The organism is Streptomyces gottesmaniae, from assembly GCF_031845845.1.
Classification (GTDB): Bacteria; Actinomycetota; Actinomycetes; order Streptomycetales; family Streptomycetaceae; genus Streptomyces; species Streptomyces akebiae.
In genome coordinates, this window is record NZ_JAVRFJ010000006.1 from 102,039 (window position 1) to 125,446 (window position 23,408).

A 23,408-nucleotide genomic window follows, 5' to 3' on the forward strand; every position below is an offset into this window, starting at 1 on the left:
TGACCATGACCAGTGTCCGTGGATTCCTCCACCCCAAGACGGCGAGCGGAGCCTCGTCGCTGATCCCGTCGCCGCCGTGGCACTACTCGGGCGACCTGCTGACGATCGAGTACCGCACGGATCCGGCGCGGGTGCGTGAACTGCTGCCCGAGCCGCTGGAGCCGGCCGACGAGGACCCGGGAGCCGTGGCCCTCATCTGGGCCGACTGGCAGTCCTGCTCGGCGTCGGGAACGGAACTGCTCGACCCCGTGCGCTCCCAGTACAAGGAGGCTTTCGCGGTCGTCCGCTGCGCCTACAAGGGGAGGACGTACTCGCGGTGCGTCCACATCTGGGTCGACAAGGACTTCGCGATCGCCCGCGGGCTGCACCAGGGATACCCGAAGAAGCTCGGGTCCATCCACCAGACGCGGCCGCATCCGTACGGGCCCGCTCCGCGGATCGAGGCCGGGGCCCGGTTCGGGGCGACCCTGGCCGCGGCCGACCGGCGGCTGGCCCAGGCGGTGGTGACGCTGCGGGAGCCGGCGGAGACCAACGGGTTCGTGAACGCCCATCCCATGGCGCATCACCGGTGGCTGCCGTCGATCGAGACCGGGAAGGGGCTGGCGCTGGACGAGCTGATCGAGACCGGGGCGGCCTCCTTCGAGGCGGGCCGGCCATGGGTCGGCGAGGCCGAGTTGGAGCTGTTCGAGGCGCCGACGGAGGAACTGGCCCGGCTGTCGGTCGAGGAACCCATCGCCGCGTACTACCGGCAGGTGGGGGTCGTCTGGGACGGCGGGCGGTTGCTGGAGTCCGGAACGTCCGAAGCGTCCGCCGGGTGAGGTCCGTGGACGGCCGCGGGCCGTCCGTGGCTGGTCGCGCCCGCGCGGCGGAGCCGCACATCGACACCTCCCGCGCCCCTGGGTGGGTCGGTCCGACCCCTCGCTGAAAAGGAATCCCCTCTCATGTCCGACAACATCATCGTCGCCGGGGTCTCCGTCGACACCCGGCACTGGATCGGTGGCCGACGGGTCGGCTCCGCCGGCACCTTCACCGATGTCTCCCCCATCAACGGCCGTGTCCTCGGCGAGATCGCCCGGGGCGGGCCCGCCGAGGCCGAGGCCGCCGTCGCCGCCGCCCGGGAGGCCTTTCCCTCCTGGGCCGCCACCCCCCGCGCCGAACGCGCCCGGATCCTGCACGCCATCGCCGACGGGGTCGAGAAGCGGCTCGAAGAGCTGGCGATCGTCGAGACGCACGACAACGGGGCGCTGCTGCGGTCCCACCGGCGGGGTGTCATGCCCCGGGTGGCGCACAACTTCCGGTTCTTCGCCGACCGGCTGCTGACACTGGAGCACGAGGACTTCGAGACGCGCGGGCACACCAATCACGTGAGCTGGGACCCGGCGGGACCGTGCGTGCTGATCACACCGTGGAACGCGCCGCTGATGCTGGCCACCTGGAAGGTCGCGCCGGCGCTGGCCGCCGGCAACACCGTCGTCCTGAAGCCCGCCGAGTGGACGCCGCTGACCGCGTCGCTGCTGGCGGACATCGCCGCCGAGGCGGGGCTGCCCGCCGGGGTGCTCAACGTCGTCCAGGGGTACGGCTCGGAGATCGGCGACACGCTCACCTCGCACCCGGACGTCCGGCGGATCAGCTTCACCGGGTCGGTGCCGACGGCCAGGCGGATCGCCGCGTCGGCGGCGCCGAACCTCACCCCCCTCAGCCTCGAACTGGGCGGCAAGTCACCGCTGTTGGTGTTCGCCGACGCCGACCTGGACCTGGCGGTGGACCTCGCGGTGGAGCAGTACGACAACGCCGGGCAGGTGTGCCTGGCCGCGACGCGCTTCCTCGTCGAGGAGGCGGTCGCCGAGGAGTTCACCCGGCGGTTCACGGAGAGGGCCGGCGCCCTGCGGCAGGGTGATCCCCGGGACGAGGCCACCGACATCGGGCCCACCATCCATCCCCGTCAGCTGGAGAAGATCGACGGGTTCGTGCGGCGGGCCGTGGCGTCGGGGGCCCGGGTGGTCGTCGGCGGGCATCGCGTGGACGGGCAGTACTACGCGCCCACGCTGCTCACCGAGGTCGCGCAGGACTCGGAGATCGTGCAGGAGGAGGTCTTCGGGCCGGTTCTGACCCTCCAGACCTTCACCGACGAGGACGAGGCCGTCCGGCTCGCCGACGACACCCGCTTCGGACTGGCCGCCACCCTCGCCACCGGTGACCCCGCGCGTGCGGCACGGGTCGCGGAGCGGCTGGTCGCGGGCACGGTGTGGGTGAACTGCTTCTTCGTACGCGATCTCCAGGCGCCCTTCGGCGGCTCCCGTCAGTCCGGGGTGGGCCGGGAGGGCGGCACCTGGAGCTTCGACTTCTACTGCGACCTGAAGAACACCGTGACCGCGCCGAACGGATGGAAGAGCCATGGGTGAGATCGTCGGGGCGGGCCTCCTCGCCCACGTCCCCACCATCGTCCTGCCGGAGGCCGACCGGCTGGAGCTGAACGAGGGCAAGGAGATCACCCTCGTCACCGGTCTGCGGGAGCTGCGCCGGGACGTCTTCGACCGTGACGACTACGACACCGTCGTCGTCCTCGACTCGCACTGGGCGACCACCGTCGAGTTCGTCGTCGCCGCACAGGCGCGCCGCGCCGGTCTCTTCACCTCCGAGGAGCTGCCGCGCGGGATGTGCCGGATGCCCTACGACTTCCCCGGCGACCCCGAACTCGCCCTCAACATCGAGAAGTTCGCGGACAAGCACGGCACGTGGATCACCGCGATCGAGGACGAGTACCTGCCGATCTACTACGCCACGATCAACCTCTGGAAGTTCCTCGGCGAGGGGCTGCCCGACAAGCGGTGGGTGACCATCGGGGTCTGTCAGACCGGGGACATGGAGGACCATCTGCGACTGGGGCGGGCGCTCGCCGACGGGATCGCCGCCACCCCCGGACGGCGGGTTCTGGTGATCGCCTCGGGCGCGCTGTCGCACACCTTCTGGCCGCTGCGCGAGCTGCGCAACCACGAGGCCTCCGATCCGGCGCACATCTTCACGGCGGAGGCCCGCGAGGCCGACCACGAGCGGATCGCCTGGTTCAAGGAGGGCCGGCACGACAAGGTCCTCGACACCATGGACGAGTTCTGGAAGTTCAAGCCCGAGGCCAGGTTCTTCCACTACCTGATGATGGCGGGCGCCCTGGGCGAGCGGGCCTGCGTGGCCAGGGCCCGGCAGTACGGGCGGTACGAGAACTCCATCGGTACGGGTCAGGTCCACCTCTGGTTCGACCGCCCCGCGGGCGGCTGGACCGCCTCCTCTCCCCGACTCCCCCAGGAAGGCCTGTCATGACCGAGTACCGCCGCATCCTCCTGGACGGCGCCACCGTCCAGGTCACCGTCGACGGGGACGAGCTCGTCGCCGGGGACGGCCGTCGCGTCAAGATCGAGGAGGCGCACCACCTTCCGCCGGTCGTGCCGTCGAAGGTGGTCGCCGTCCACCTCAACCACCGCAGCCGGGTCGACGAGTTCCGGATCGAACTGCCCGGGACGCCGACCTACTTCCACAAGCCGACCTCCTCCCTCAACTCCCACAAGGGCGCGATCGTCCGCCCCGAGGGCTGCAAGTGGCTCAACTACGAGGGCGAGGTCGCCATCGTCATCGGGAGGACGGCCAGGAACATCTCCCCGGCCGAGGCGGGCGCGTACATCGCCGGCTACACGATCGCCAACGACTACGGCCTGCACGACTTCCGTGACACCGACGCCGGTTCGATGCTGCGGGTGAAGGGGTCCGACACCCTCTGCCCGCTCGGCCCGGGCCTGGTCACCGACTGGGACTTCCACGGCAAGCGGCTGCGGACGTACGTCAACGGCGAGGTCGTCCAGGACGGATCGACGGACGAGATGAAGTGGGACATGCACTATCTCGTCGCCGACATCGCCCGCACCATCACGCTGTACCCGGGGGACGTGCTGCTCTCCGGCACCCCGGCCAACTCGCGGCCCGTACAGCCCGGTGATGTCGTGGAGGTGGAGGTGGAGGGCCTCGGCCGGCTCACCAACCACATCGTCACCGGCCCCACCGCCGTACGCGCCGACGTCGGCGCGCAGCCCACCGAGTCCGAGGAGGTCCTGTCCACGGCGCTCGGCGGCGACTGGGAGTTCCGTGGCATCCGGCCACCCCGGCGGTGACGTACCGGGGCGGGGACGGGGGGACGGCGGACGGGTAGGGTCACGCGCATGACCGACTCCGCCGACGTCCCGAAGAGCCGACGGCCACGCAAGCGCCTCCACTACGGCGAGGGGCGCGAGGCCCTGCTCAACGCCGCCGTGCACGTGGTGGCGCGGGGCGGGTTGCGCAAGCTCACCTATCGGGCGGTCGCGGAGGAGGCGGGGGTCACCCACGGGCTCGTGGTGCACCACTTCGGTTCGCGTGACGCCCTGATCGAGGAGGCCCTCGCCCACACGATCCGCACCTCCCTCGACACCAGCTCCCTCGAACCGGGCACCGGCAAGGTCACGGACTTCTCCACCGGTCTGTCGGAGATGGTCACGGCCGATCCGGACACCCAGGCGTTCCAGTACGAACTGCTGCTGGAGTCCCGCCGCCGGCCGGAGCTGCTGCCGCAGATCCGTGAGCTCTACGACGAGTACTTCGACGCCGCCCAGCGCGAGCTGGGCCGGATGCTGCCGGCCGGCGCGGACAGGGCGCTGACCCGGCTGGTCTTCGCCGCGCTCGACGGTCTGGTGCTGCACCAGCTGGTCTTCGACGAGCCCGAGGTCACGGAGCGGGCCGTGGAGGAGCTGCGTGCCCTTCTGCGGCTGCTCCACGCCGACGGCGAGGGGTGCGAGGACGGCGCGACCGACGAGGCGGGCGACCCGAAGGGTGACGCGGATCCGACGGGCGTGACCGACCCGACAGGCCGGGCCGACGTGGTGGGCGACACCGCCCGCACCTAGCCTCTGACCTGTGCTGTTCTGGCCCCGGGCGTCCGACGTCCGGGGCCTTTCGGCGTTCTGGCGCACGCCTGTCACACCCGCTGTTGCACCTGCCGAAAATCTTCACCCGACCCCTTGCCAAACGGATAGTTCGGGCTCACGATGAGGCAACTCGTTTGGGCCTAAACGAATCCATCCTCCCCGTCCCCGACAGGTGATCCGAGTGGACAGTCAGACGGCGGTCGCCCCGCACAGCTCACCAGCCCCCTCCACAGCAGGCAGGCTCAAACCCGACTCGCTCGGCGTCCTGGGCATCCTCTTCTTCGTCCTTTCCGCCCAGGCCCCGCTGACCGGCATCGCCGGAGCCGTCCCCATCGCCGTCGTCATCGGCAACGGGGCGGGCGTCCCCGCCGCGTACCTCGCGGCGGGCGTCGTGATCCTGCTGTTCTCCATCGGCTTCGTCGCCATGGGCCGCCACGTCGTGGACGCCGGCGCCTTCTACACCTACATCGGCAAGGGGCTGGGCCGCTCGGCCGGCTCCGGCAGCGCCGGTGTCGCGCTCTTCGCCTACTGCGCCATCCAGGCCGCGATGTACGGCCTGTACGGCGCGACGGTGAGCGGCCTCGTCGAGCACCACGCCGGCGTGAGCATCGCGTGGTGGGTCTGGGCGCTGGTCACGATGGTCGTGGTCCAGGTCCTCGGCGCCGCCGGGATCGAGATGGGCGCCAAGGTCCTGGCCGTGTTCGTCCTGGCGGAGTTCAGCATCCTGATCGCCTTCGCCTTCGTGACCTTCTTCAAGGGCGGCGGCCCCGAGGGGCTCGGCCTCGCCGACAGCTTCTCGCCGGACGCGGCGCTCCAGGGCGCCCCCGGAGTGGCGCTGATGTTCGCCGTGGCGTCCATGTTCGGCTTCGAGGCGACCGCCATCTACGGCGAGGAGGCCCGGGAGCCCCGGAGGACCGTCCCCCGCGCCACCTATCTGTCCGTCGCGGTCGTCACCGGTTTCTTCGCCTTCACCTCGTGGATGCTGGTCTCCGCGCACGGCGCGTCCCGGGCCACGGCCGAGGCGGGCAAGGCGCTGGAGGGCGGCGACGCCGCCGGCTGGGTCTTCGCGCCCATCGCGGCGGAGTTCGGCGCCTGGACCGGCGACGTCCTGCCCGTGCTGCTGGCCACCTCGCTGTTCGCCGGCGTCCTGGCCTTCCACAACTCCGCCAACCGCTACCTGTTCTCCCTGGGCCGCGAGGGCCTGCTGCCGCGCGGGCTCACCGCACTCAACGGACGCCACTCCCCCTGGGCTGCCGGCCTCGTCCAGACCGTGATCGCGGCGGCCCTGGTCCTGCCCTTCGCACTGCTGGGCAAGGACCCCGTGCTCACCCTGTTCTCCTGGTTCAGCGGCGTGGCCGTCCTCGCGATGATGCTGCTGTACTTCCTGACCTCCGTCTCCGTGGTCGTCTTCTTCCGCCGCTCACGTGCCGACACCCGGCCCTGGAACACCCTGATCGCCCCGGTCCTGGGCGCGCTCGGCATCGCCGGGGCGATCTGGCTGATCATCGAGAACTTCACCACGCTCATCGGCGGCGACCGGACCACCGCCGTGTGGCTGCAACTGACCGTTCCCGCGGTGCTCGTCCTGGGGCTCGTCGTGGCACGGCTGACCCGGGGCGCCCGGACCGTCACGGACTGACCGCCGCCCCCGAACACCCGCCACGCAAGGACAAGAAGAGGAGAGCTGATGCCCGCCCCCGCCCACGACACCCTGCTCCGTCGCGCCGAGGAACTTGATCTGCCCGACCGGCACCACATCGACGGGGTGGACGAGCCGGGCGGGGGCGCCTCCTTCGCCGTCGTGTCGCCCCGCGACGGGCGGCTCCTCGTCGAGGTCGCCGACGCCGGGAGCGCCGAGGTCGACCTGGCCGTGGCCGCCGCCCGCCGCGCGTTCGACTCCGGCCCGTGGCCCCGTCTCGCCCCCGCCGAGCGCGGCCGGATCCTGCTGCGCGTCGCCGAACTCCTTCAGGAGAAGCGGGAGCAGCTCGCCCTGACCATCACCCTGGAGATGGGCAAGCCGTACACGGAGGCGCACGACATCGAACTGCGCGCGGCGATCAACACCTTCCGCTGGTACGGGCAGCTGGCCGACAAACTCACCGACGAGTCGCCCCACACCTCCCCCGACGCCCTGGCCCTGGTCACCAGGGAACCCGCCGGTGTGGTGGGGGCGGTGGTGCCCTGGAACTTCCCGCTCACGCTGGCGAGTTGGAAGGTCGCCCCGGCACTGGCGGCCGGCTGCACGGTCGTCCTGAAGCCGTCCGAGAACTCCCCGCTGTCCGCCCTGCTGCTCGGCCGGATCGCCACCGAGGCGGGACTGCCGGCGGGTGTCCTCAACGTCGTCACCGGCGACGGGCCCACCGCGGGGCGGGCCATCGGGCTCCATCCCGGCGTGGACGTGCTGGCGTTCACCGGGTCCACGGCGGTCGGCCGGCACTTCCTGCGCTACGCCGCCGACTCCAACCTCAAGCGCGTCTGGCTGGAGCTGGGCGGCAAGTCGCCGAACATCGTCCTCCCCGACGCCCCCGACCTGGAGAGGGCCGCCGCCACCGCCGCCTGGGGCATCTTCTTCAACCAGGGCGAGATGTGCACCGCGCCCTCCCGGCTCCTGGTGCACTCCTCCGTCGCCGAACGCGTCACCGAGGCGATCGTGGCCCGTGCCCGGGAGCTGCGTGTCGGCGACCCGCTCGACCCGGCCACCGAGATGGGCGCCCTGGTCCGCGAGGCCCACCTCGACCGGGTCCTCGACCACATCGGCACCGGCGTCGACGAAGGCGCGCGACTGCTCGCGGGCGGCGAGCGCACCCTGCACCACACCGGCGGCAGCTATCTGCGACCGACGGTCTTCGACCGGGTGGAGCCGGGCATGCGGCTGGCCCGCGAGGAGATCTTCGGCCCGGTCCTGTCCGTCCTCACCTTCGACGACCTCGACGAGGCCGTACGGCTGGCCAACGCCACCGAGTACGGTCTCGCCGCCGGGCTGTGGACCTCCGACCTGTCCACCGCCCACCGGGTCTCGCGTGCGCTGCGGGCCGGCACGGTGTGGGTCAACTGCTACGAGGAGGGCGACCTGACCGTCCCCTTCGGCGGCATGAAGCAGTCGGGCAACGGCCGTGACAAGTCCGCCCACGCCCTGGAGAAGTACACCGAGTTGAAGACGACGTGGATCCAGCTGTGACCCGACCCCTGATAGCGGTGCCCGCCCGCTTCGCCGCCACGACCTCCGCGCTGCGGTACGCCGCCGAGGTCAACGCCCGTGCCCTGATCGAGGCCGTGTGGCGGGCGGGCGGCGAACCCGCGAGCATCCACCCGGCCGACGGCGGTGTCGCCGCGCGTCTCGCCCGCTTCGACGGGATCCTCCTCCCCGGCGGGGGCGACCTCGCCCCGCACCGCTACGGCGCCACCGACACGCACGCCGCCGTGTACGACGTGGACGAGACGCAGGACGCCTTCGATCTCGACGTCGCCCGTGCCGCCCTGGACCTCGGCCTACCGCTGCTGGCGATCTGCCGGGGCCTCCAGGTGGTCGACGTCGCCCTGGGCGGCACCCTGGAGCAGGACATGGGCGGGCCCGGCCGCGAACACCGCCACCTCGTGCACCCGGTGGCGCTCCGCCCCGGAACCGTGGTGGAGCGGGCCACCGGCGTGCAGAAGGTGGAGGTGTCCTGCTATCACCACCAGCGGGTGGACCGGCTGGGCGAGGGACTGGAGGTCACCGCCCGCGCCGCCGACGGCACGGTGGAAGGGCTCGAACTCCCCGGCTCCCCCGGTTGGTTCACCGCCGTCCAGTGGCACCCCGAGGACACCGCCCACGAGGACCCCGCGCAGCAGGGCCTGTTCGACGCCCTCGTGCGGGCCGCCGGCGACCGGCGCTGACACCCCCGCGGGGGGGGTGCGGGGAGGTGGACCGCCCCGCACCCCCGCCCGTCGTCAGCTGTCGCCGCCCTCCAGGTCGCCCTCGGTCTCCAGGTACACCTGACGCAGCCCCTCCAGCACCGCCGGGTCGGGCTTCTCCCACATCCCGCGCGACTCCGCCTCCAGCAGCCGCTCGGCGATGCCGTGCAGGGCCCAGGGGTTGGCCTGCTGGAGGAACTCGCGGTTGGTCTCGTCCAGGACGTACGTCTCGGTGAGCTTGTCGTACATCCAGTCGGCGATCACACCGGTGGTGGCGTCGTAGCCGAAGAGGTAGTCGACGGTGGCGGCGAGTTCGAAGGCGCCCTTGTAGCCGTGGCGGCGCATCGCCTCGATCCACTTGGGGTTGACGACGCGGGCCCGGAAGACCCTCGACGTCTCCTCGACGAGGGTCCGGGTGCGGACCGTCTCGGGCCGGGTGGAGTCGCCGATGTACGCCTCGGGGGCCGTGCCGCGCAGCGCGCGGACGGTGGCCACCATGCCTCCGTGGTACTGGAAGTAGTCGTCGGAGTCGGCGATGTCGTGCTCGCGGGTGTCCGTGTTCTTCGCGGCCACCTCGATCCGCTTGTACGCCGTCTCCATCTCCTCACGGGCCGGACGGCCGTCCAGCTGCCGCCCGTAGGCGTAGCCGCCCCACACCGTGTAGACCTCGGCGAGGTCGGCGTCGGTGCGCCAGTCCCGGGAGTCGATCAGCTGCAGCAGTCCGGCGCCGTACGTGCCGGGGCGGGAGCCGAAGATCCGGGTGGTGGCCCGGCGTTCGTCGCCGTGGTCCGCGAGGTCGGCCTGGACGTGGGCGCGCACGTGGTTGGCCTCGGCCGGCTCGTCCAGCGACGCGGCCAGTCGTACGGCGTCGTCCAGCAGCCCGATGGTGTGCGGGAAGGCGTCCCGGAAGAAACCCGAGATGCGCAGGGTGACGTCGATGCGCGGGCGGCCCAGCTCCTCGTGGGGGATGGCCTCCAGACCGGTCACCCGGCGGGAGGCGTCGTCCCAGACCGGGCGAACGCCGAGCAGGGCCAGGGCCTCGGCCACGTCGTCGCCCGCCGTCCGCATGGCGCTGGTGCCCCACAGGGAGAGACCGACGGAGGTGGGCCATTCGCCGTTGTCGGCGCGGTAGCGCTCCAGCAGGGAGTCGGCGAGGGCCTGACCGGTCTCCCAGGCGAGGCGGGAGGGGACGGCCTTGGGGTCGACGGAGTAGAAGTTCCGGCCGGTCGGCAGGACGTTGACCAGGCCGCGGAGCGGGGATCCCGAGGGACCCGCCGGGACGAAGCCGCCGTTCAGGGCGTGGACGGTGTGGTCGAGTTCGGCCGTGGTCGCCGCGAGCCGGGGCACGACCTCGCGGGCGGCGAACTCCAGGACGGGGGCGACCTGTTCGCCGTGGGCGGCGGGGACGGTCGCCGCCACGACCGTGGGGACGGCCGCCGGGTCCCAGCCCGCGTCCTCCATCGCCTGGACCAGCGCGCGGGCCTTCGCCTCGGCCTCGTCGGCGGTGGTGCGGGTGGCGGCGGACTCGTCGAGACCGAGGGCCTCGCGCAGACCGGGCAGGGCGGTGGTGCCGCCCCAGATCTGGCGGGCCCGCAGGACGGCGAGGACCAGGTTGACGTGGTCGGCGCCGGTCGGCGGGGTGCCGAGGACGTGCAGACCGTCGCGGATCTGGGCGTCCTTGACCTCGCAGAGCCAGCCGTCGACGTGCAGCAGGAAGTCGTCGAAGCCGTCGTCCTCCGGGCGGTCCGCCAGGCCCAGGTCGTGGTCCAGCTTTGCGGCCTGGATGAGGGTCCAGATCTGGGCGCGGATCGCGGGGAGCTTCGCCGGGTCCATGGAGGAGATCTGGGCGTACTCGTCGAGGAGTTGCTCCAGGCGCGCGATGTCGCCGTAGGAGTCGGCGCGGGCCATCGGCGGCACGAGGTGGTCGACGAGGGTGGCGTGCGCGCGGCGCTTGGCCTGGGTGCCCTCGCCCGGGTCGTTGACCAGGAACGGGTAGACCAGCGGGAGGTCGCCGAGGGCGGCGTCGGGGCCGCAGGCGGCGGACAGGCCCGCGTTCTTGCCGGGCAGCCACTCCAGGTTGCCGTGCTTGCCGAGGTGGATCATCGCGTCGGCGCCGAAACCGCCGTCGTCGGCGCGGGCGGCGATCCAGCGGTAGGCGGCCAGGTAGTGGTGGGAGGGCGGGAGGTCCGGGTCGTGGTAGATCGCGATCGGGTTCTCGCCGAAGCCGCGCGGCGGCTGGATGAGGATCAGCAGATTGCCGAAGCGCAGGGCCGCGAGGACGATGTCGCCCTCCGGGTTGGCGCTGCGGTCGACGAACATCTCGCCGGGCGCCGGTCCCCAGTGCTCCTCGACGGCCGAGCGCAGTTCCTCGGGGAGTTCGGCGAACCAGCGACGGTAGTCGGCGGCCGGGATGCGGACCGGGTTGCGGGCCAGTTGCTCGTCGGTGAGCCAGTCCTGGTCGTGGCCGCCCGCCTCGATCAGCGCACGGATCAGCTCGTCGCCGTCGCCGGAGGCCAGGCCCGGCACCTCGGTGTCCGTCCCGAAGTCGTAGCCCTCCTCGCGCAGGCGCCGCAGCAGGGCGACCGCGCTGGCGGGGGTGTCCAGGCCGACCGCGTTGCCGATGCGGGAGTGCTTGGTCGGGTAGGCGGAGAGGACGAGCGCGAGGCGCTTGTCGGGGTTGGCGATGTGGCGAAGTCGCGCGTGGCGTACGGCGATCCCGGCGACGCGGGCGGCGCGCTCGGGGTCGGCGACATAGGCCGGGAGGCCGTCCTCGTCGATCTCCTTGAAGGAGAACGGGACGGTGATCAGCCGGCCGTCGAACTCGGGGACGGCGATCTGGCTGGCCGCGTCGAGCGGGGAGACGCCCTCGTCGTTCTCCTCCCAGGCCGCGCGTGATCCGGTCAGGCACAGGGCCTGCAGGATCGGCACGTCGAGGCCGGTCAGGGCGCCGGCGTCCCAGGACTCGTCGTCGCCGCCGGCCGAGGCCTCGGCGGGCTTGGTGCCGCCGGCGGCGAGGACGGTGGTGACGATCGCGTCGGCGGCGCGCAGTTCCTCGATCAGCTCGGGCTCGGGGGCCCGCAGCGAGGCCACGTAGAGCGGGAGCGCGCGGGCGCCCTGGTCCTCGATCGCCGCGCACAGGGCGTCCACGAAGGCGGTGTTGCCGCTCATGTGGTGGGCCCGGTAGTAGAGCACGGCGACGGTGGGGCCGTCGGTGTTCCTGGCCTCCCGGGACAGCGGACCCCAGGCGGGGGCGGCCGCCGGCGCGTCGAAGCCGTGGCCGGTGAGCAGGACCGTGTCGGAGAGGAAACGGGCCAGCTGCTCCAGGTTGGCCGGGCCGCCGTGGGCGAGATAGGCGTGGGCCTCGGCGGCGATGCCGATCGGGACCGTGGAAGCGGCCATCAGCTGGGCGTCGGGCGCCTGTTCACCGGTGAGGACGACGACCGGGCGGCCGTCGGCGAGCAACAGGTCGAGGCCGTCCTGCCAGGCCCGGATGCCGCCGAGGAGGCGTACGACGACCAGATCGGTGCCGTCGAGGAGGGCCGGGAGGTCCTCCAGCGCGAGGCGGGAGGGGTTGGCGAAGCGGTAGGGGACCGGGCCGGCGGCCGCGCGGGCGCTGAGCAGGTCGGTGTCGGAGGTCGACAGGAGCAGGATGCGGGGCTGCGTCGAGCGCTCCCCGGACGATGGCTGCATGCGGCTGCTGGCCTTCCTCGGGGTCCGCGCCCCGGGCGGTGTCGGATCGGAGTCTCCCCTGCTCGGGCGGGCCGAGTGGTACGGGGAAGGGAGTTCCTGACTCGCCCGACCCTCCTGGGACGGGCTCACAGTGGCGGGACCGCGCCGGACTCACACCGGGCTTCCTCCCCTGTCGCCTTCCGTGGCGTCGATGGACCGGATGATCCACCGAGCAGCATAGTAAGGGTCGCCTCAAAAGGGCGGAGGATACGTCCGTTGTGCCGGTGGGTATGCTCGCCGCCATGTCCACGCCTCCCCTGCGTTCATCGTCCCAGGCCACAGCGGTCACACGGGACCGTGGCGACGCCTGCCCGGGGACGCTGCGGCTGCATACGGCGGACGACGGGGCGCTGGCGCGGGTCCGGGTGCCCGGTGGTGTGCTGACCGTCCGACAGGCCGAGGCGCTCGCGGAGGCGGCGCGGCGGCTCGGCGATGGTGATCTTCACCTCACTTCCCGCGGCAACGTGCAACTGCGCGGACTGGCCGACGGCTGCGGGGGCGAGCTGGCCGAGTCGCTGGACGCGGCGGGGCTGTTGCCGTCCGCCGGGCACGAGCGGGTGCGCAACATCGTGGCCTCGCCCCTGTCCGGTCTCGACGACCGTGGTCTGCGCGACGTGCGGCCCTGGCTGTCCGCCCTGGACACCGCGCTGTGCGCGAGCGAGGCGGCGCGGCGGTTGTCGGGCCGGTTCCTGTTCGCGCTCGACGACGGGCGGGGGGACGTGGCCGCGCTGGACGCCGATGTGACCGTCCGGGCGACCGGGGACGACGGCGCGCTGCTGAGTCTGGGGACGGCCCGCGAGAGCCTGTCGGTCCCGGGTGAGCACGCGGCCCTGGCCGCGCTGACCGCCGCCGAGACCTTCCTGGAGGCGGCGCGGGAGAGCGGGGCACGGGTCTGGCGCGTGACCGAACTCCCCTTCCAGGACAAGCTGATCGGCACGGTCCGGGACCGACTGGCGGCGGCCGTCGGCGTGGACGCCGCGATCCGGGTTCGTCCCGAGAGCGCGACGGCCACGGCCGGAGCCGACGGCCCGCCCCCCGGAGCCGTCGGCGACGCCCTGTCCGTACACGCGCCCCTCGGTCGTCTCACCCCCCTGCAATGGCGGGAGTTGACGGCGCTCGCGTCGGCGACACCGAGCCGTGAACTGCGGCTGACCCCCTGGCGCGGGGTCGTCGTACCCGCACCGGGCCTGCGCGGCGAGCAGGTGACCGACGCGCTCGCCCGGCTCTCGGTGACCGGTCTCGTCACCGATCCCGCCTCCCCCTGGCCGCGCGTCGGCGCCTGTATCGGACGGCCCGGCTGCGCGAAGTCCCTGGCGGACGTACGGGCGGACGCGACCGGGAGTCTGGAGGCGGCGAGCCGCGCGGGGCTCCCGCTGTACTGGTCCGGCTGCGAGCGCCGCTGCGGCCACCCCCGGGGCGAACGGATCGACGTGGTGGCGGTGGAGAGCGGCGGCTACGAGCTCTCCCGCACCGCCCCCGGCCGAGAGCCCCGCACCGCGCCCATGGCGGACCCCTCCCGACTCGCCGCCGCTCTGGGGGAGATCACCCCGTGAAGGCCGAGAACACACACGACGTGGACCCGAGTACACGCACGACCCGCACGAACGACCCCCGTACGACGACCGAGAGCAGCGAGAAGACCACCGTGACCACCTACGACTACGAGAAGGACGGCCCGGCGATCTACCGGCAGTCCTTCGCCACCATCCGCGCGGAGGCGGACCTCGCGGCCCTGCCCGCCGATGTCAGCCAGGTCGCGGTCCGGATGATCCACGCCTGCGGAATGGTCGACCTGGTACGGGACTTGACCTACACCCCCGGCGTCGTGGCCCGCGCCCGGGAGGCCCTGCGTGCCGGGGCGCCCATCTTCACCGACGTCAGGATGGTGGCCAGCGGGGTGACCCGCAAGCGGCTGCCCGCCGACAACGACGTGCTGTGCACGCTCTCCGACCCGGCCGTCCCCGCGCTGGCGGCGAAGCTGGGCACCACGCGCAGCGCCGCCGCGCTGGAGCTGTGGCGGGACCGTCTGGAGGGGTCGGTCGTGGCCGTGGGCAACGCGCCCACCGCGCTCTTCCGGCTGCTGGAGATGATCGACGAGGGCGCGCCCCGGCCCGCCGCCGTCATCGGGGTGCCGGTCGGGTTCGTCGGCGCCGCCGAGTCCAAGGACGCGCTGGCGGAACATCCGTCGGGCCTGGAGCACCTCGTCGTACGCGGCCGTCGTGGCGGGAGCGCCATCGCCGCCGCCGCGCTCAACGCGATCGCGAGTGAGGAAGAGTGAGCGGCAAGCTGTACGGGGTGGGGCTCGGCCCCGGTGACCCGTCCCTGATGACCGTCCGTGCCGTCGAGGTGATCTCCGAGGCGGACGTGATCGCGTACCACAGCGCCCGGCACGGCCGTTCCATCGCCCGCTCGATCGCGGCGAAGCACCTGCGCGCCGACCACATCGAGGAGCGGCTGGTCTATCCGTTGACGACGGAGACCACCGACCACCCGGGCGGCTACAAGGGCGCGATGGAGGAGTTCTACGCGGAGGCGTCGGCCCGGCTGGCCGCGCATCTGGACGCGGGACGCACGGTCGCGGTCCTCGCGGAGGGCGACCCGATGTTCTACGGCTCCTACATGCACATGCACAAGCGGCTGGTCGACCGCTACGACACCGAGGTGATCCCCGGTGTCACGTCCGTGTCGGCCGCCGCGGCCCGGCTCGGCACACCGCTCGCCGAGGGCGAGGAGGTGCTGACGATCCTGCCGGGCACCCTGCCGGAGGAGGAGCTGACCGCGCGGCTCGCCGCGACGGACGTGGCCGTGGTGATGAAGCTGGGGCGGACCTTCACCAAGGTGCGCAGCGCGCTGGAGAGTTCGGGACGGCTCGGCGAGGCCCGCTACGTGGAGCGGGCCACCATGTCCGGGGAGCGGCTCGCCGAACTGGCGGACGTCGACCCCGAGTCGGTGCCGTACTTCTCGGTGGCCGTGCTGCCGAGCCAGGTCGACGTCGAGCGGCCCGAGGCCCGGGAGCGGGGCGAGGTCGTGGTGGTCGGGACCGGGCCCGCCGGTCCGCTGTGGCTGACGCCCGAGACGCGGGGCGCGCTCGCCGCCGCCGACGACCTCGTCGGGTACACCACCTACCTGGACCGGGTGCCGCGCCGGGCGGGTCAGGTGCGGCACGGCTCGGACAACCGGGTCGAGTCGGAGCGGGCCGAGTTCGCCCTCGATCTGGCCCGGCGCGGGCGGCGGGTCGCGGTCGTCTCCGGGGGTGACCCGGGGGTCTTCGCCATGGCGACGGCCGTGCTGGAGGTCGCCTCGCAGGAGGAGTACGCCGACGTGCCGGTGCGGGTGCTGCCGGGGGTGACCGCCGCCAACGCGGCCGCCGCCCGGGCCGGCGCCCCGCTCGGCCACGACTACGCCACGATCTCCCTGTCCGACCGGCTCAAGCCCTGGGAGGTGATCGCCGAGCGGCTGCGCGCGGCGGCCTCGGCGGACCTGGTGCTCGCCCTCTACAACCCCGGTTCGCACAGCCGCACCTGGCAGGTGGGCAAGGCGCGCGAGTTGCTGCTGGAGCACCGGGCGCCGGACACCCCGGTGGTGGTCGCGCGGGACGTGGGCGGCTCCGGCGAGCGGGTGCGGATCGTACGGCTGGCCGAGCTGGACCCGGCCGAGGTCGACATGCGCACGATCCTGCTGGTCGGCTCCTCGCAGACCCGGGCGGTACGGCGCGGGGAGGGTGAGGAGATCGTCTGGACGCCTCGCCGGTATCCGGAGGGGTGAGCGCGTGCGGCGCCGGACCGACGGACGCGCGCCGCATGCCGCCGCCGAGGATCGGCCGTCCGACGCCGGACCGCCGAGGGCCGACCGGCGCCGGACCATCGGACGGGCATCGCCCCGACCCGACGAGGACGGACTGCGCGGCGCCGGACCTCCGGGCGGGAGCCACACCCCGCCCAGTGACGTCGAACCTCCGGGCGGGCGCCGAGGGCCGGCCGACCGACGTCGGACCGCTGGACGGACATCGCCCCGACCCGACAAGGACGAACTTGCGCGGCACCGGACCTCCGGGCAGGAGCCACACCCCGCCCAGTGGCATCGGCCTACGCGGCGGCGCCGAGGGCCGGCCGGCCGAAGCTGAACCGCTGGACGGACATCGCCCCGACCCGACAAGGACGAACTTGCGCGGCACCGGACCTCCGGGCAGGAGCCACACCCCGCCCAGTGGCATCGGCCTACGCGAGGGCGCCGCTACCGGCCCACCAGCGGCCGTCGCGGGCGCGCGGTGCCACGTGGCCGCGTCCGGCCCCAGGGGTCAGCGCGGGGTGCCCGAGCGCTCCAGCACCCAGTGGGCCGCCGCCTCCGGGTCCGTCACCACGGCCACGTCCTCGGGGACGGGCGGCCTGCGCACCACGACGACGGGCAGGCCCGCCTCCCTCGCGGCGGTCAGCTTCGGCGCGGTCGCGGCTCCCCCGCTGTCCTTCGTGACGACGACGTCGACGCGGTGGCGGCCCAGCAGGTCCCGCTCACCGTCGAGGGTGAACGGGCCCCGGTCGAGCAGCACCTCCATCCGGGCCGGGTGCGGGGCCTCGGGGGCATCGACGGACCGTACGAGGAACCACAGGTCGTCCAGGGGGGCGAACGCGGCCAGGCCCATGCGCCCGGTGGTGAGGAACACCCGCCGCCCGAGCGTGGGCAGCAGCCGCGCGGCCTCCGTCAGCGAGCCGACGTCGTGCCAGTCGTCACCGGCGACCGGTACCCAGCCGGGCCGGCGCAGCGCGAGCAGGGGAACATGGGTCATGGCGGCCGCTCGTGCCGCGTGGAAACTCATGGTCCCGGCGAAAGGATGGGTGGCGTCGATGAACGCGTCCACCCCGTGCTCGCGCAGCCAGGCCGCCAGCCCCTCGGCCCCGCCGAAGCCGCCGACGCGGACCTCGCCCGGGGGCAGCCGGGGACTGGCGACCCGTCCGGCGAGGGAGCTGGTCGGCCGGACGCCCGGGGTGGCGTGCAGCAGTTCGGCCAGACGGCGGGCCTCCGTGGTTCCGCCGAGTATCAGTACGTGCATGGGAGTCCGGGTCCGTTCATGAGCGGTGACGAAGTACGAGGTGCCGGTGGTGGGACCGGCGACGGGGCGCGGGGCGGTCGCGAGGCCCAACTCAAGCACACCGGTCTGCGGCACGGCTGGACGACCGGTGCCTGTGCGACGGCCGCCACGACGGCCGCGTACACCGCGCTGCTGACCGGCGACTTCCCGGACCCGGTGACCATCACGCTGCCGAAGGGCCAGACCCCGGCGTTCGCGCTCGCGGCCGAGGAGCTGACCGGCGACAGCGCGATGGCGGGGATCGTGAAGGACGCGGGCGACGACCCGGACGTCACGCACGGCGCGCTGGTGCGGGCCACGGTGCGGCTGCTGCCCGCCGGGTCCGGGGTGGTCTTCCGGGCGGGCCCCGGGGTCGGCACGATCACCCGCCCGGGCCTGCCCCTGGCCGTCGGGGAGCCGGCCGTGAACCCGGTTCCCCGGCAGATGATGCGGGACCACGTCGCCGAGGTCGCGGCCCGGCACGGTGGCACCGGCGATGTCGAGATCACCGTCTCCGTGGACCACGGCGAGGAGATCGCCCGGTCCACCTGGAACCCCCGCCTCGGCATCCTCGGCGGCCTGTCCATCCTCGGCACCACCGGGATCGTCGTCCCGTACTCCTGCTCGGCGTGGATCGACTCCATCCGGCGCGGCGTCGACGTGGCGCGGGCGGCGGGGCGCACGCACGTCGCCGGGTGCACGGGTTCCACCTCGGAGAGGACGGTCGTCGCGGAGTACGCACTGCCCGAGGACGCGCTGCTCGACATGGGCGACTTCGCGGGCGCGGTCCTCAAGTACGTGCGCCGCCACCCCGTTGACCGGCTGACCATCTGCGGCGGCTTCGCCAAGCTGTCCAAACTCGCCGCCGGCCATCTCGACCTGCACTCCGCCCGCTCCCAGGTCGACAAGGGCTTCCTCGCGGACCTCGCCCGGCGCGGCGGCGCGGACGAGGCCCTCGCCACGGAGGTGGCCCAGGCCAACACCGGGCTCGCCGCGCTCCAGTTGTGCGCGGCGGCGGGGGTACCGCTCGGTGACCTGGTCGCCACGGCCGCCCGTGACGAGGCCCTGTCCGTCCTACGGGGCGCGCCGGTCGCGGTCGACGTCATCTGCGTCGACCGCGCGGGCACGGTCGTGGGCCGCAGCGCGGTGGCTTGAGGGCCGGGGGGTGGGGGGTGGTCGGGGTGCGTGGTCGGGTGCGGGTCCGGTGGGGCTTCTCGCGCAGTTCCCCGCGCCCCTAAAGGCCCAGGCCCTGCGGGCCTGAAAGACGACGGCCCTGCGGGCCTGAGAAGCATGGGGCGCAGCCCCTGCGTTTCAGGGGCGCGGGGAACTGCGCGACCAGCCCCCACTCACCCGCACCCGAAAACGCGCCCCTCCCCCTCAACACCCATGCCGGTCCCGCCCCGGCGAATACAGGTGGCTGTCGCGGAACTGCGAAGCCCCCAGCGTCCGTCCGACCATGATCACAGCCGTGCGCAGCACACCCGCCTCCTTCACCCGCCCGGCGATCTCCTCCAGCGTGCCCCGGATGATCAGCTCGTCGGGCCGGGAGGCGTACGCGACGACGGCGACGGGGCAGTCCGCGCCGTAGTGCGGGAGGAGTTCCTCGACGACTCGGTCCACGTACCGCGCGGCCAGGTGCAGCACGATCAGTGCCCCGCTGCGGCCGAGGGTGGCGAGGTCCTCGCCCTCCGGCATGGCCGTGGCACGGTGGGCGATCCGGGTGAGGATCACGGTCTGGCCGACGGTCGGCACCGTCAGCTCCCGCTTCAGGGAGGCCGCCGCCGCCGCGAAGGCGGGCACGCCCGGCACCACCTCGTACGGCACCCCGGCCGCGTCCAGCCGTCGCATCTGCTCGGCGACCGCGCTGAACACCGAGGGGTCCCCGGAGTGCAGTCGGGCCACGTCGTGGCCCTCCTCGTGCGCACGGACCAGTTCGGCCGTGATCTGGTCCAGGTCGAGCTGGGCGGTGTCCACGAGCCGGGCGTCCGGCGGGCACTCGGCCAGCAGTTCCCGGGGGACGAGGCTGCCGGCGTACAGGCAGACCCGGCATTCGGCGAGCCGGCGGGCGCCGCGGACCGTGATCAGGTCGGCGGCACCGGGGCCGGCGCCGATGAAGTACACGGTCATCTGTCTGCCTCCGAAGCGGTGTCGCGGGGGTCGAGGGGGTCGACCGGGTCATGGGGGTCGAGGGGATCGGCGGCGTCGGTGGGTTTGCGCACCGCCCACTGGGTCACCGGCATGGCCTGCCGCCATCCGGTGAAGCCGCCCACGGGCACGGCCTGCGCCACCGCGAGCCGTACCAGTTCGCCGCCGTGGCGGCGGTGGGCGTCGGCGAGCAGCGCCTCGGACTCCAGGGTCACGGTGTTGGCGACCAGCCGTCCCCCCGCGGGCAGCGCGGCCCAGCAGGCGTCGAGGAGGCCGGGCGCGGTGAGGCCGCCGCCGATGAACACGGCGTCCGGCCGTGGCAGTTCGGCCAGCGCGGCGGGGGCGGCACCGGTGACGACCCGCAGTCCGGGCACGCCGAGCCGGTCGGCGTTGCGGGTGATGCGGGCGGCCCGGACGGGGTCCCGTTCCACGGTGACGGCGCGGCAGGAGGGGTGGGTGCGCATCCACTCGATCGCGATCGAGCCGGATCCGCCGCCGACGTCCCAGAGCAGTTCGCCGGGGGCAGGGGCGAGCGCAGCCAGGGTGGCGGCTCGCACATACCGTTTGGTCAGCTGACCGTCGTGCTCGTACGCCTCGTCGGGCAGGCCGGGTACGGCGCCGAGCCGGAGGGTGTCCGGGGCCTGCCGGCACTCGACGGCGACGATGTTGAGGGGGTCGCCCGGCGGCCGCGCCCGCGTCCAGTGGTCGGCGGTGGTCGCGTCACCGATCCGTTCCCGGTCGCTGCCGAGCTGTTCCAGGACCCGCATCCGGCTCGGCCCGAAGCCGCGGTCCCGCAGCAGGGCGGCGACCTCGGCGGGCGTGCCGGCGTCCGCGCTCAGCACCAGCAGCCGGCGCCCGTCGTGCAGGGCGGCGGCGAGCCTGGCCGCGGGCCGCCCGACGAGCGTGACGACCTCGACGTCCTCCAGTGGCCAGCCGAGGCGGGCCGTCGCGTACGAGACGGAGGAGGGGTGCGGCAGGACGCGCAGCCGGTCACCGGCCTCCTCGGCGAGGGCGCGGCCTATGCCGTAGAACATGGGGTCCCCGCTGGCGAGGACGGCTATCCGGCGGCCGGCGTGCGCGGCGAGCAGGGCGGGGACGGCGGGGCGCAGGGGCGAGGGCCAGGCGATCCGCTCGCCCGCGCACTCCGGGGGCAGCAGGTCGAGCTGGCGCGGGCCCCCGATCAGGACCTCCGCGTCGCGCAGGGCGGCCCGGGAGGCGTCCGGGACGCCTGGCCAGCCGTCGGCACCGAGCCCGACGACGGTGACGGCGTACGGCGGTCCTGGTCGTGCGGGGGTCACTGGGGGGTACCTCGGCGGTTCGGGAGCGGCTCTCGAAAACAACAGAGGCGCACTCTACTGGGCGGTGACCTGCGCGCCTTGGCCCGGGGGTTGGTCGGGTGACGTGGACGCGCGGTCACCGTGGGCCGACGGGCGCGCTCCCGCGCGCGGGTCGGTGCGGCCGGGCTCGGGCAGCGCTGCCCGAGCCTCGTCCGGGACCGTCCGCGCCGGTGCCGGTGCGCCGCTGCGGGTGGGATCTCACGTGAGGGGTGGGTACGGGCCCGCGCGTCGGGCGAGGAGCAGCGCCACGTCGTCGTTCCGCTCGCGGTCCAGGGCGCCGAGGAGCATGTCGCAGGTCTCCTCCAGGGGGAGCCCGGCGTCGTCCAGCAGACCGAGCAGGCGCTGCAGTCCCGCCGCGACGGGTGTCCCGCGGCTCTCCACCAGGCCGTCCGTGAACAGGACGAGCAGCGCCCCCTCGGCGAGTTCCCGCTCCTCGACGGTGAACGGCACACCACCCACTCCGAGCGGCACCCCGCCGGCGACGTCGAGGAGTTCGGCTCTCCCCCGCGGGTCGACCATGACCGGCGGCAGGTGGCCCGCGCGGGAGAGCTCGCAACGGCCCCGCCGGGGGTCGCAGACGACGTAGAGGCAGGTGGCCAGGGTGTCGGAGTCGCCGAGGGAGGTGGCGAGGCCGTCGAGGTGGTGCAGCAGTTCGGCCGGCGGCAGATCGAGGCGGGCGAGGGCGCGGGTGGCCGTGCGGAGCTGGCCCATGATCGCCGCGGCGTGCACACCCTTGCCCATCACGTCGCCGACGACGAGTCCGACCTTGCCGTCCTTGAGCGGCAGCACGTCGAACCAGTCGCCGCCCACCTCGCTGATGGCGGGCACATAGCGGGAGGCGACCTCCAGGCCGCCGTGCTGCGGTGGCTCCTGGGACAGCAGGCTGCGCTGGAGGGTGAGCGCGATGTCGCGTTCGCGTCCGTAGAGGCGTGCGTTGTCGATGCAGATGGCGGCGCGCGCGGCCAGTTCGGTGGCGAGGGTGAGGTCCTGGTCGTCGAAGGGCCGGGGGCCGGTCGTGCGGTACAGGCTGAGCGTGCCCAGGACCTCGCCGCGCGCCATCAGCGGAGCGACCAGACAGGAGTGGACACCGGAGCGGCGCAGCGCCCGCGCCGCGGCCTCGTTCCGGGCGATACTCCGGATCGCCGCGTCGTCCACGCGCTCCAACAGGATCGGCCGCGCTTCGCGCACGCACCGGGTGACCAGCCGGGACGGGCCGTACTGGGCGGGTTCCCCGACGGGGTCCGGGGCCTCGATCGCGTCGGTGGGACGGTTCGCCTTGAGCGCGAGCGCCCAGAAGTCGAGGGAGCCGTCCGTACGTGGCGCGGCCGTGCCGCCGGGGTTGACCACCGAGTCCAGTACGTCGACGGCCGCGAGGTCGGCGAGTTCGGGAACGGCCACGTCGGCGAGTTCCTGTGCCGTGCGGCGCAGGTCGAGCGTGGTGCCGATGCGGACGCCGGCGTCGGCGATCACCGCCAGGCGTTCGCGGGCCTTCGCGACCTCGGCCGTCGCCCGCTGCCGCTCGGAGATGTCGAGGATCGCCATCGCCAGTCCCAGCACCCGCCCGTTGGCGTCCTCGATCCGGTGGTACGACTCCGAGTAGGCGTGTTCCTCGCTGTCGGCCGCCGTCCTGCCGACCGTCTGCTGGTCCAGCAGTGGCTCGCCGGTCACCAGGACCCGCCGCATCCGTGACTCGATGGCCTCCACGTCGAGAGCGGGCAGCACCTCGCCGACGCGGCGGCCCAGCACCGCCGCCTCGGGGACGCCGTTGATGCGTTCCAGTGACGGATTGACCCGCACCCACCGCAGGTCGGTGTCGAAGACCGCGATGCCGACCGGCGACTGGCTGACCAGGATGTGGGAGAGGGCCAGGTCCCGCTCCACATTGCGCACGGTGTCGGCGTCGGTGCCCAGGCCGAGGGCGTGGACGTCACCGCGGGCGTCGCGCAGCTGCATGGTGCGGAACTCCACCCGGCGGGTGGAGCCGTCCTTGTGCCGCACCGGGAAGACGCCGGCCCAGCGGTCGCCCGTACGCACGCGGTCGAACAGTTCGTGCGCCAGTGACCGGTGATCGGGGTCCACCAGCAGCGCGCCCGCGTCCTGCCCCAGCGCCTCCGCGGCACTGAAGCCGAGCAGGGACTCGGCTTCGGGGCTCCACAGCACGATCCGGCCGTCGCTGCCCAGGACGAGGGCCGCCACCCGCAGCACATCCAGCAGCCCACCCGGGGCGGCGGTGATGCGGTCCTGCCCACCGCTCCCGCTCCGGGTCTCTTCCTCAGGCATACCGGGGCTCCT

Annotated in this window: 17 protein-coding genes and 1 riboswitch; of the genes, 12 read left to right on the forward strand and 5 right to left on the reverse strand. The window is 73.5% G+C overall.

The annotated features are described in order from the left end of the window. The first annotated feature begins 5 nt into the window (after nt 1-5). The 8 genes from RM704_RS09245 to RM704_RS09280 all read left to right on the forward strand — a co-directional run bounded on the left by RM704_RS09245 (nt 6) and on the right by RM704_RS09280 (nt 8,822). Nucleotides 6-818: an acetoacetate decarboxylase family protein gene (locus RM704_RS09245; RefSeq protein WP_033528508.1), complete on the forward strand. Its 813-nt coding sequence runs from the start codon at nt 6-8 to the stop codon at nt 816-818. A 123-nt stretch (nt 819-941) separates the two neighbouring features. After that, complete coding sequence (locus RM704_RS09250; RefSeq protein WP_033528507.1) at nt 942-2,402, forward strand: aldehyde dehydrogenase; 1,461 nt, start codon at nt 942-944, stop codon at nt 2,400-2,402. Further along, nucleotides 2,395-3,315, forward strand: a complete 921-nt coding sequence (locus RM704_RS09255; protein ID WP_033528506.1) for a 3,4-dihydroxyphenylacetate 2,3-dioxygenase — start codon at nt 2,395-2,397, stop codon at nt 3,313-3,315. Before RM704_RS09250 ends, RM704_RS09255 begins: the two co-directional genes overlap by 8 nt. Then, nucleotides 3,312-4,157: a fumarylacetoacetate hydrolase family protein gene (locus RM704_RS09260; RefSeq protein ID WP_033528505.1), complete on the forward strand. Its 846-nt coding sequence runs from the start codon at nt 3,312-3,314 to the stop codon at nt 4,155-4,157. Before RM704_RS09255 ends, RM704_RS09260 begins: the two co-directional genes overlap by 4 nt. Nucleotides 4,158-4,205: 48 nt before the next feature. Further along, nucleotides 4,206-4,925, forward strand: a complete 720-nt coding sequence (locus RM704_RS09265; protein WP_311590477.1) for a TetR/AcrR family transcriptional regulator — start codon at nt 4,206-4,208, stop codon at nt 4,923-4,925. A gap of 202 nt (nt 4,926-5,127) precedes the next feature. Next, nucleotides 5,128-6,585, forward strand: coding sequence for an APC family permease (locus RM704_RS09270; protein WP_033528504.1), 1,458 nt, complete (start codon nt 5,128-5,130; stop codon nt 6,583-6,585). Nucleotides 6,586-6,633: 48 nt separating this feature from the next. Beyond that, complete coding sequence (locus RM704_RS09275) at nt 6,634-8,124, forward strand: aldehyde dehydrogenase (RefSeq protein WP_033528503.1); 1,491 nt, start codon at nt 6,634-6,636, stop codon at nt 8,122-8,124. After that, the gene (locus RM704_RS09280; protein WP_033528502.1) at nt 8,121-8,822 is read left to right on the forward strand and encodes a gamma-glutamyl-gamma-aminobutyrate hydrolase family protein; all 702 of its coding nucleotides are present in this window, start codon (nt 8,121-8,123) and stop codon (nt 8,820-8,822) included. The genes RM704_RS09275 and RM704_RS09280 overlap by 4 nt, the downstream gene beginning before the upstream one ends. A gap of 54 nt (nt 8,823-8,876) precedes the next feature. Here RM704_RS09280 and cobN read toward each other — a convergent pair whose 3' ends face one another. Beyond that, complete coding sequence (cobN, locus tag RM704_RS09285) at nt 8,877-12,530, reverse strand: cobaltochelatase subunit CobN (protein WP_052146147.1); 3,654 nt, start codon at nt 12,528-12,530, stop codon at nt 8,877-8,879. A gap of 70 nt (nt 12,531-12,600) precedes the next feature. Further along, nucleotides 12,601-12,754: riboswitch (cobalamin riboswitch) on the reverse strand. Between the two features lie 45 nt (nt 12,755-12,799). Between cobN and cobG the strand changes: the two genes are divergently transcribed. From cobG to RM704_RS09300, 3 genes are all read left to right on the forward strand, one after another. Then, nucleotides 12,800-14,122: a precorrin-3B synthase gene (cobG, locus tag RM704_RS09290; protein WP_192829713.1), complete on the forward strand. Its 1,323-nt coding sequence runs from the start codon at nt 12,800-12,802 to the stop codon at nt 14,120-14,122. A gap of 92 nt (nt 14,123-14,214) precedes the next feature. Then, nucleotides 14,215-14,847: a precorrin-8X methylmutase gene (locus RM704_RS09295; protein ID WP_033528817.1), complete on the forward strand. Its 633-nt coding sequence runs from the start codon at nt 14,215-14,217 to the stop codon at nt 14,845-14,847. Next, nucleotides 14,844-16,334 carry a precorrin-2 C(20)-methyltransferase gene (locus RM704_RS09300; protein ID WP_033528500.1) on the forward strand — a complete coding sequence of 497 codons (1,491 nt, stop codon included), beginning with the start codon at nt 14,844-14,846 and terminating at the stop codon, nt 16,332-16,334. The genes RM704_RS09295 and RM704_RS09300 overlap by 4 nt, the downstream gene beginning before the upstream one ends. A 532-nt stretch (nt 16,335-16,866) precedes the next feature. On the opposite strand, the gene RM704_RS09305 is transcribed toward RM704_RS09300, so the two are convergent. Next, nucleotides 16,867-17,616 (reverse strand): cobalt-precorrin-6A reductase, encoded by a 750-nt coding sequence (locus RM704_RS09305; protein WP_033528499.1) that lies wholly within the window; start codon nt 17,614-17,616, stop codon nt 16,867-16,869. An 18-nt stretch (nt 17,617-17,634) separates the two neighbouring features. Between RM704_RS09305 and RM704_RS09310 the strand changes: the two genes are divergently transcribed. Further along, nucleotides 17,635-18,789 (forward strand): cobalt-precorrin-5B (C(1))-methyltransferase, encoded by a 1,155-nt coding sequence (locus RM704_RS09310; protein ID WP_033528498.1) that lies wholly within the window; start codon nt 17,635-17,637, stop codon nt 18,787-18,789. Nucleotides 18,790-19,011: 222 nt separating this feature from the next. On the opposite strand, the gene cobM is transcribed toward RM704_RS09310, so the two are convergent. The 3 genes from cobM to RM704_RS09325 form a co-directional block, all read right to left on the reverse strand. Continuing rightward, nucleotides 19,012-19,761, reverse strand: a complete 750-nt coding sequence (gene cobM / locus RM704_RS09315) for a precorrin-4 C(11)-methyltransferase (RefSeq protein WP_033528497.1) — start codon at nt 19,759-19,761, stop codon at nt 19,012-19,014. Then, nucleotides 19,758-21,077: a bifunctional cobalt-precorrin-7 (C(5))-methyltransferase/cobalt-precorrin-6B (C(15))-methyltransferase gene (locus RM704_RS09320; protein ID WP_052146146.1), complete on the reverse strand. Its 1,320-nt coding sequence runs from the start codon at nt 21,075-21,077 to the stop codon at nt 19,758-19,760. Before RM704_RS09320 ends, cobM begins: the two co-directional genes overlap by 4 nt. Before the next feature lie 237 nt (nt 21,078-21,314). Further along, nucleotides 21,315-23,396, reverse strand: a complete 2,082-nt coding sequence (locus RM704_RS09325; protein ID WP_033528496.1) for a SpoIIE family protein phosphatase — start codon at nt 23,394-23,396, stop codon at nt 21,315-21,317. Between the last annotated feature and the right edge of the window lie 12 nt (nt 23,397-23,408).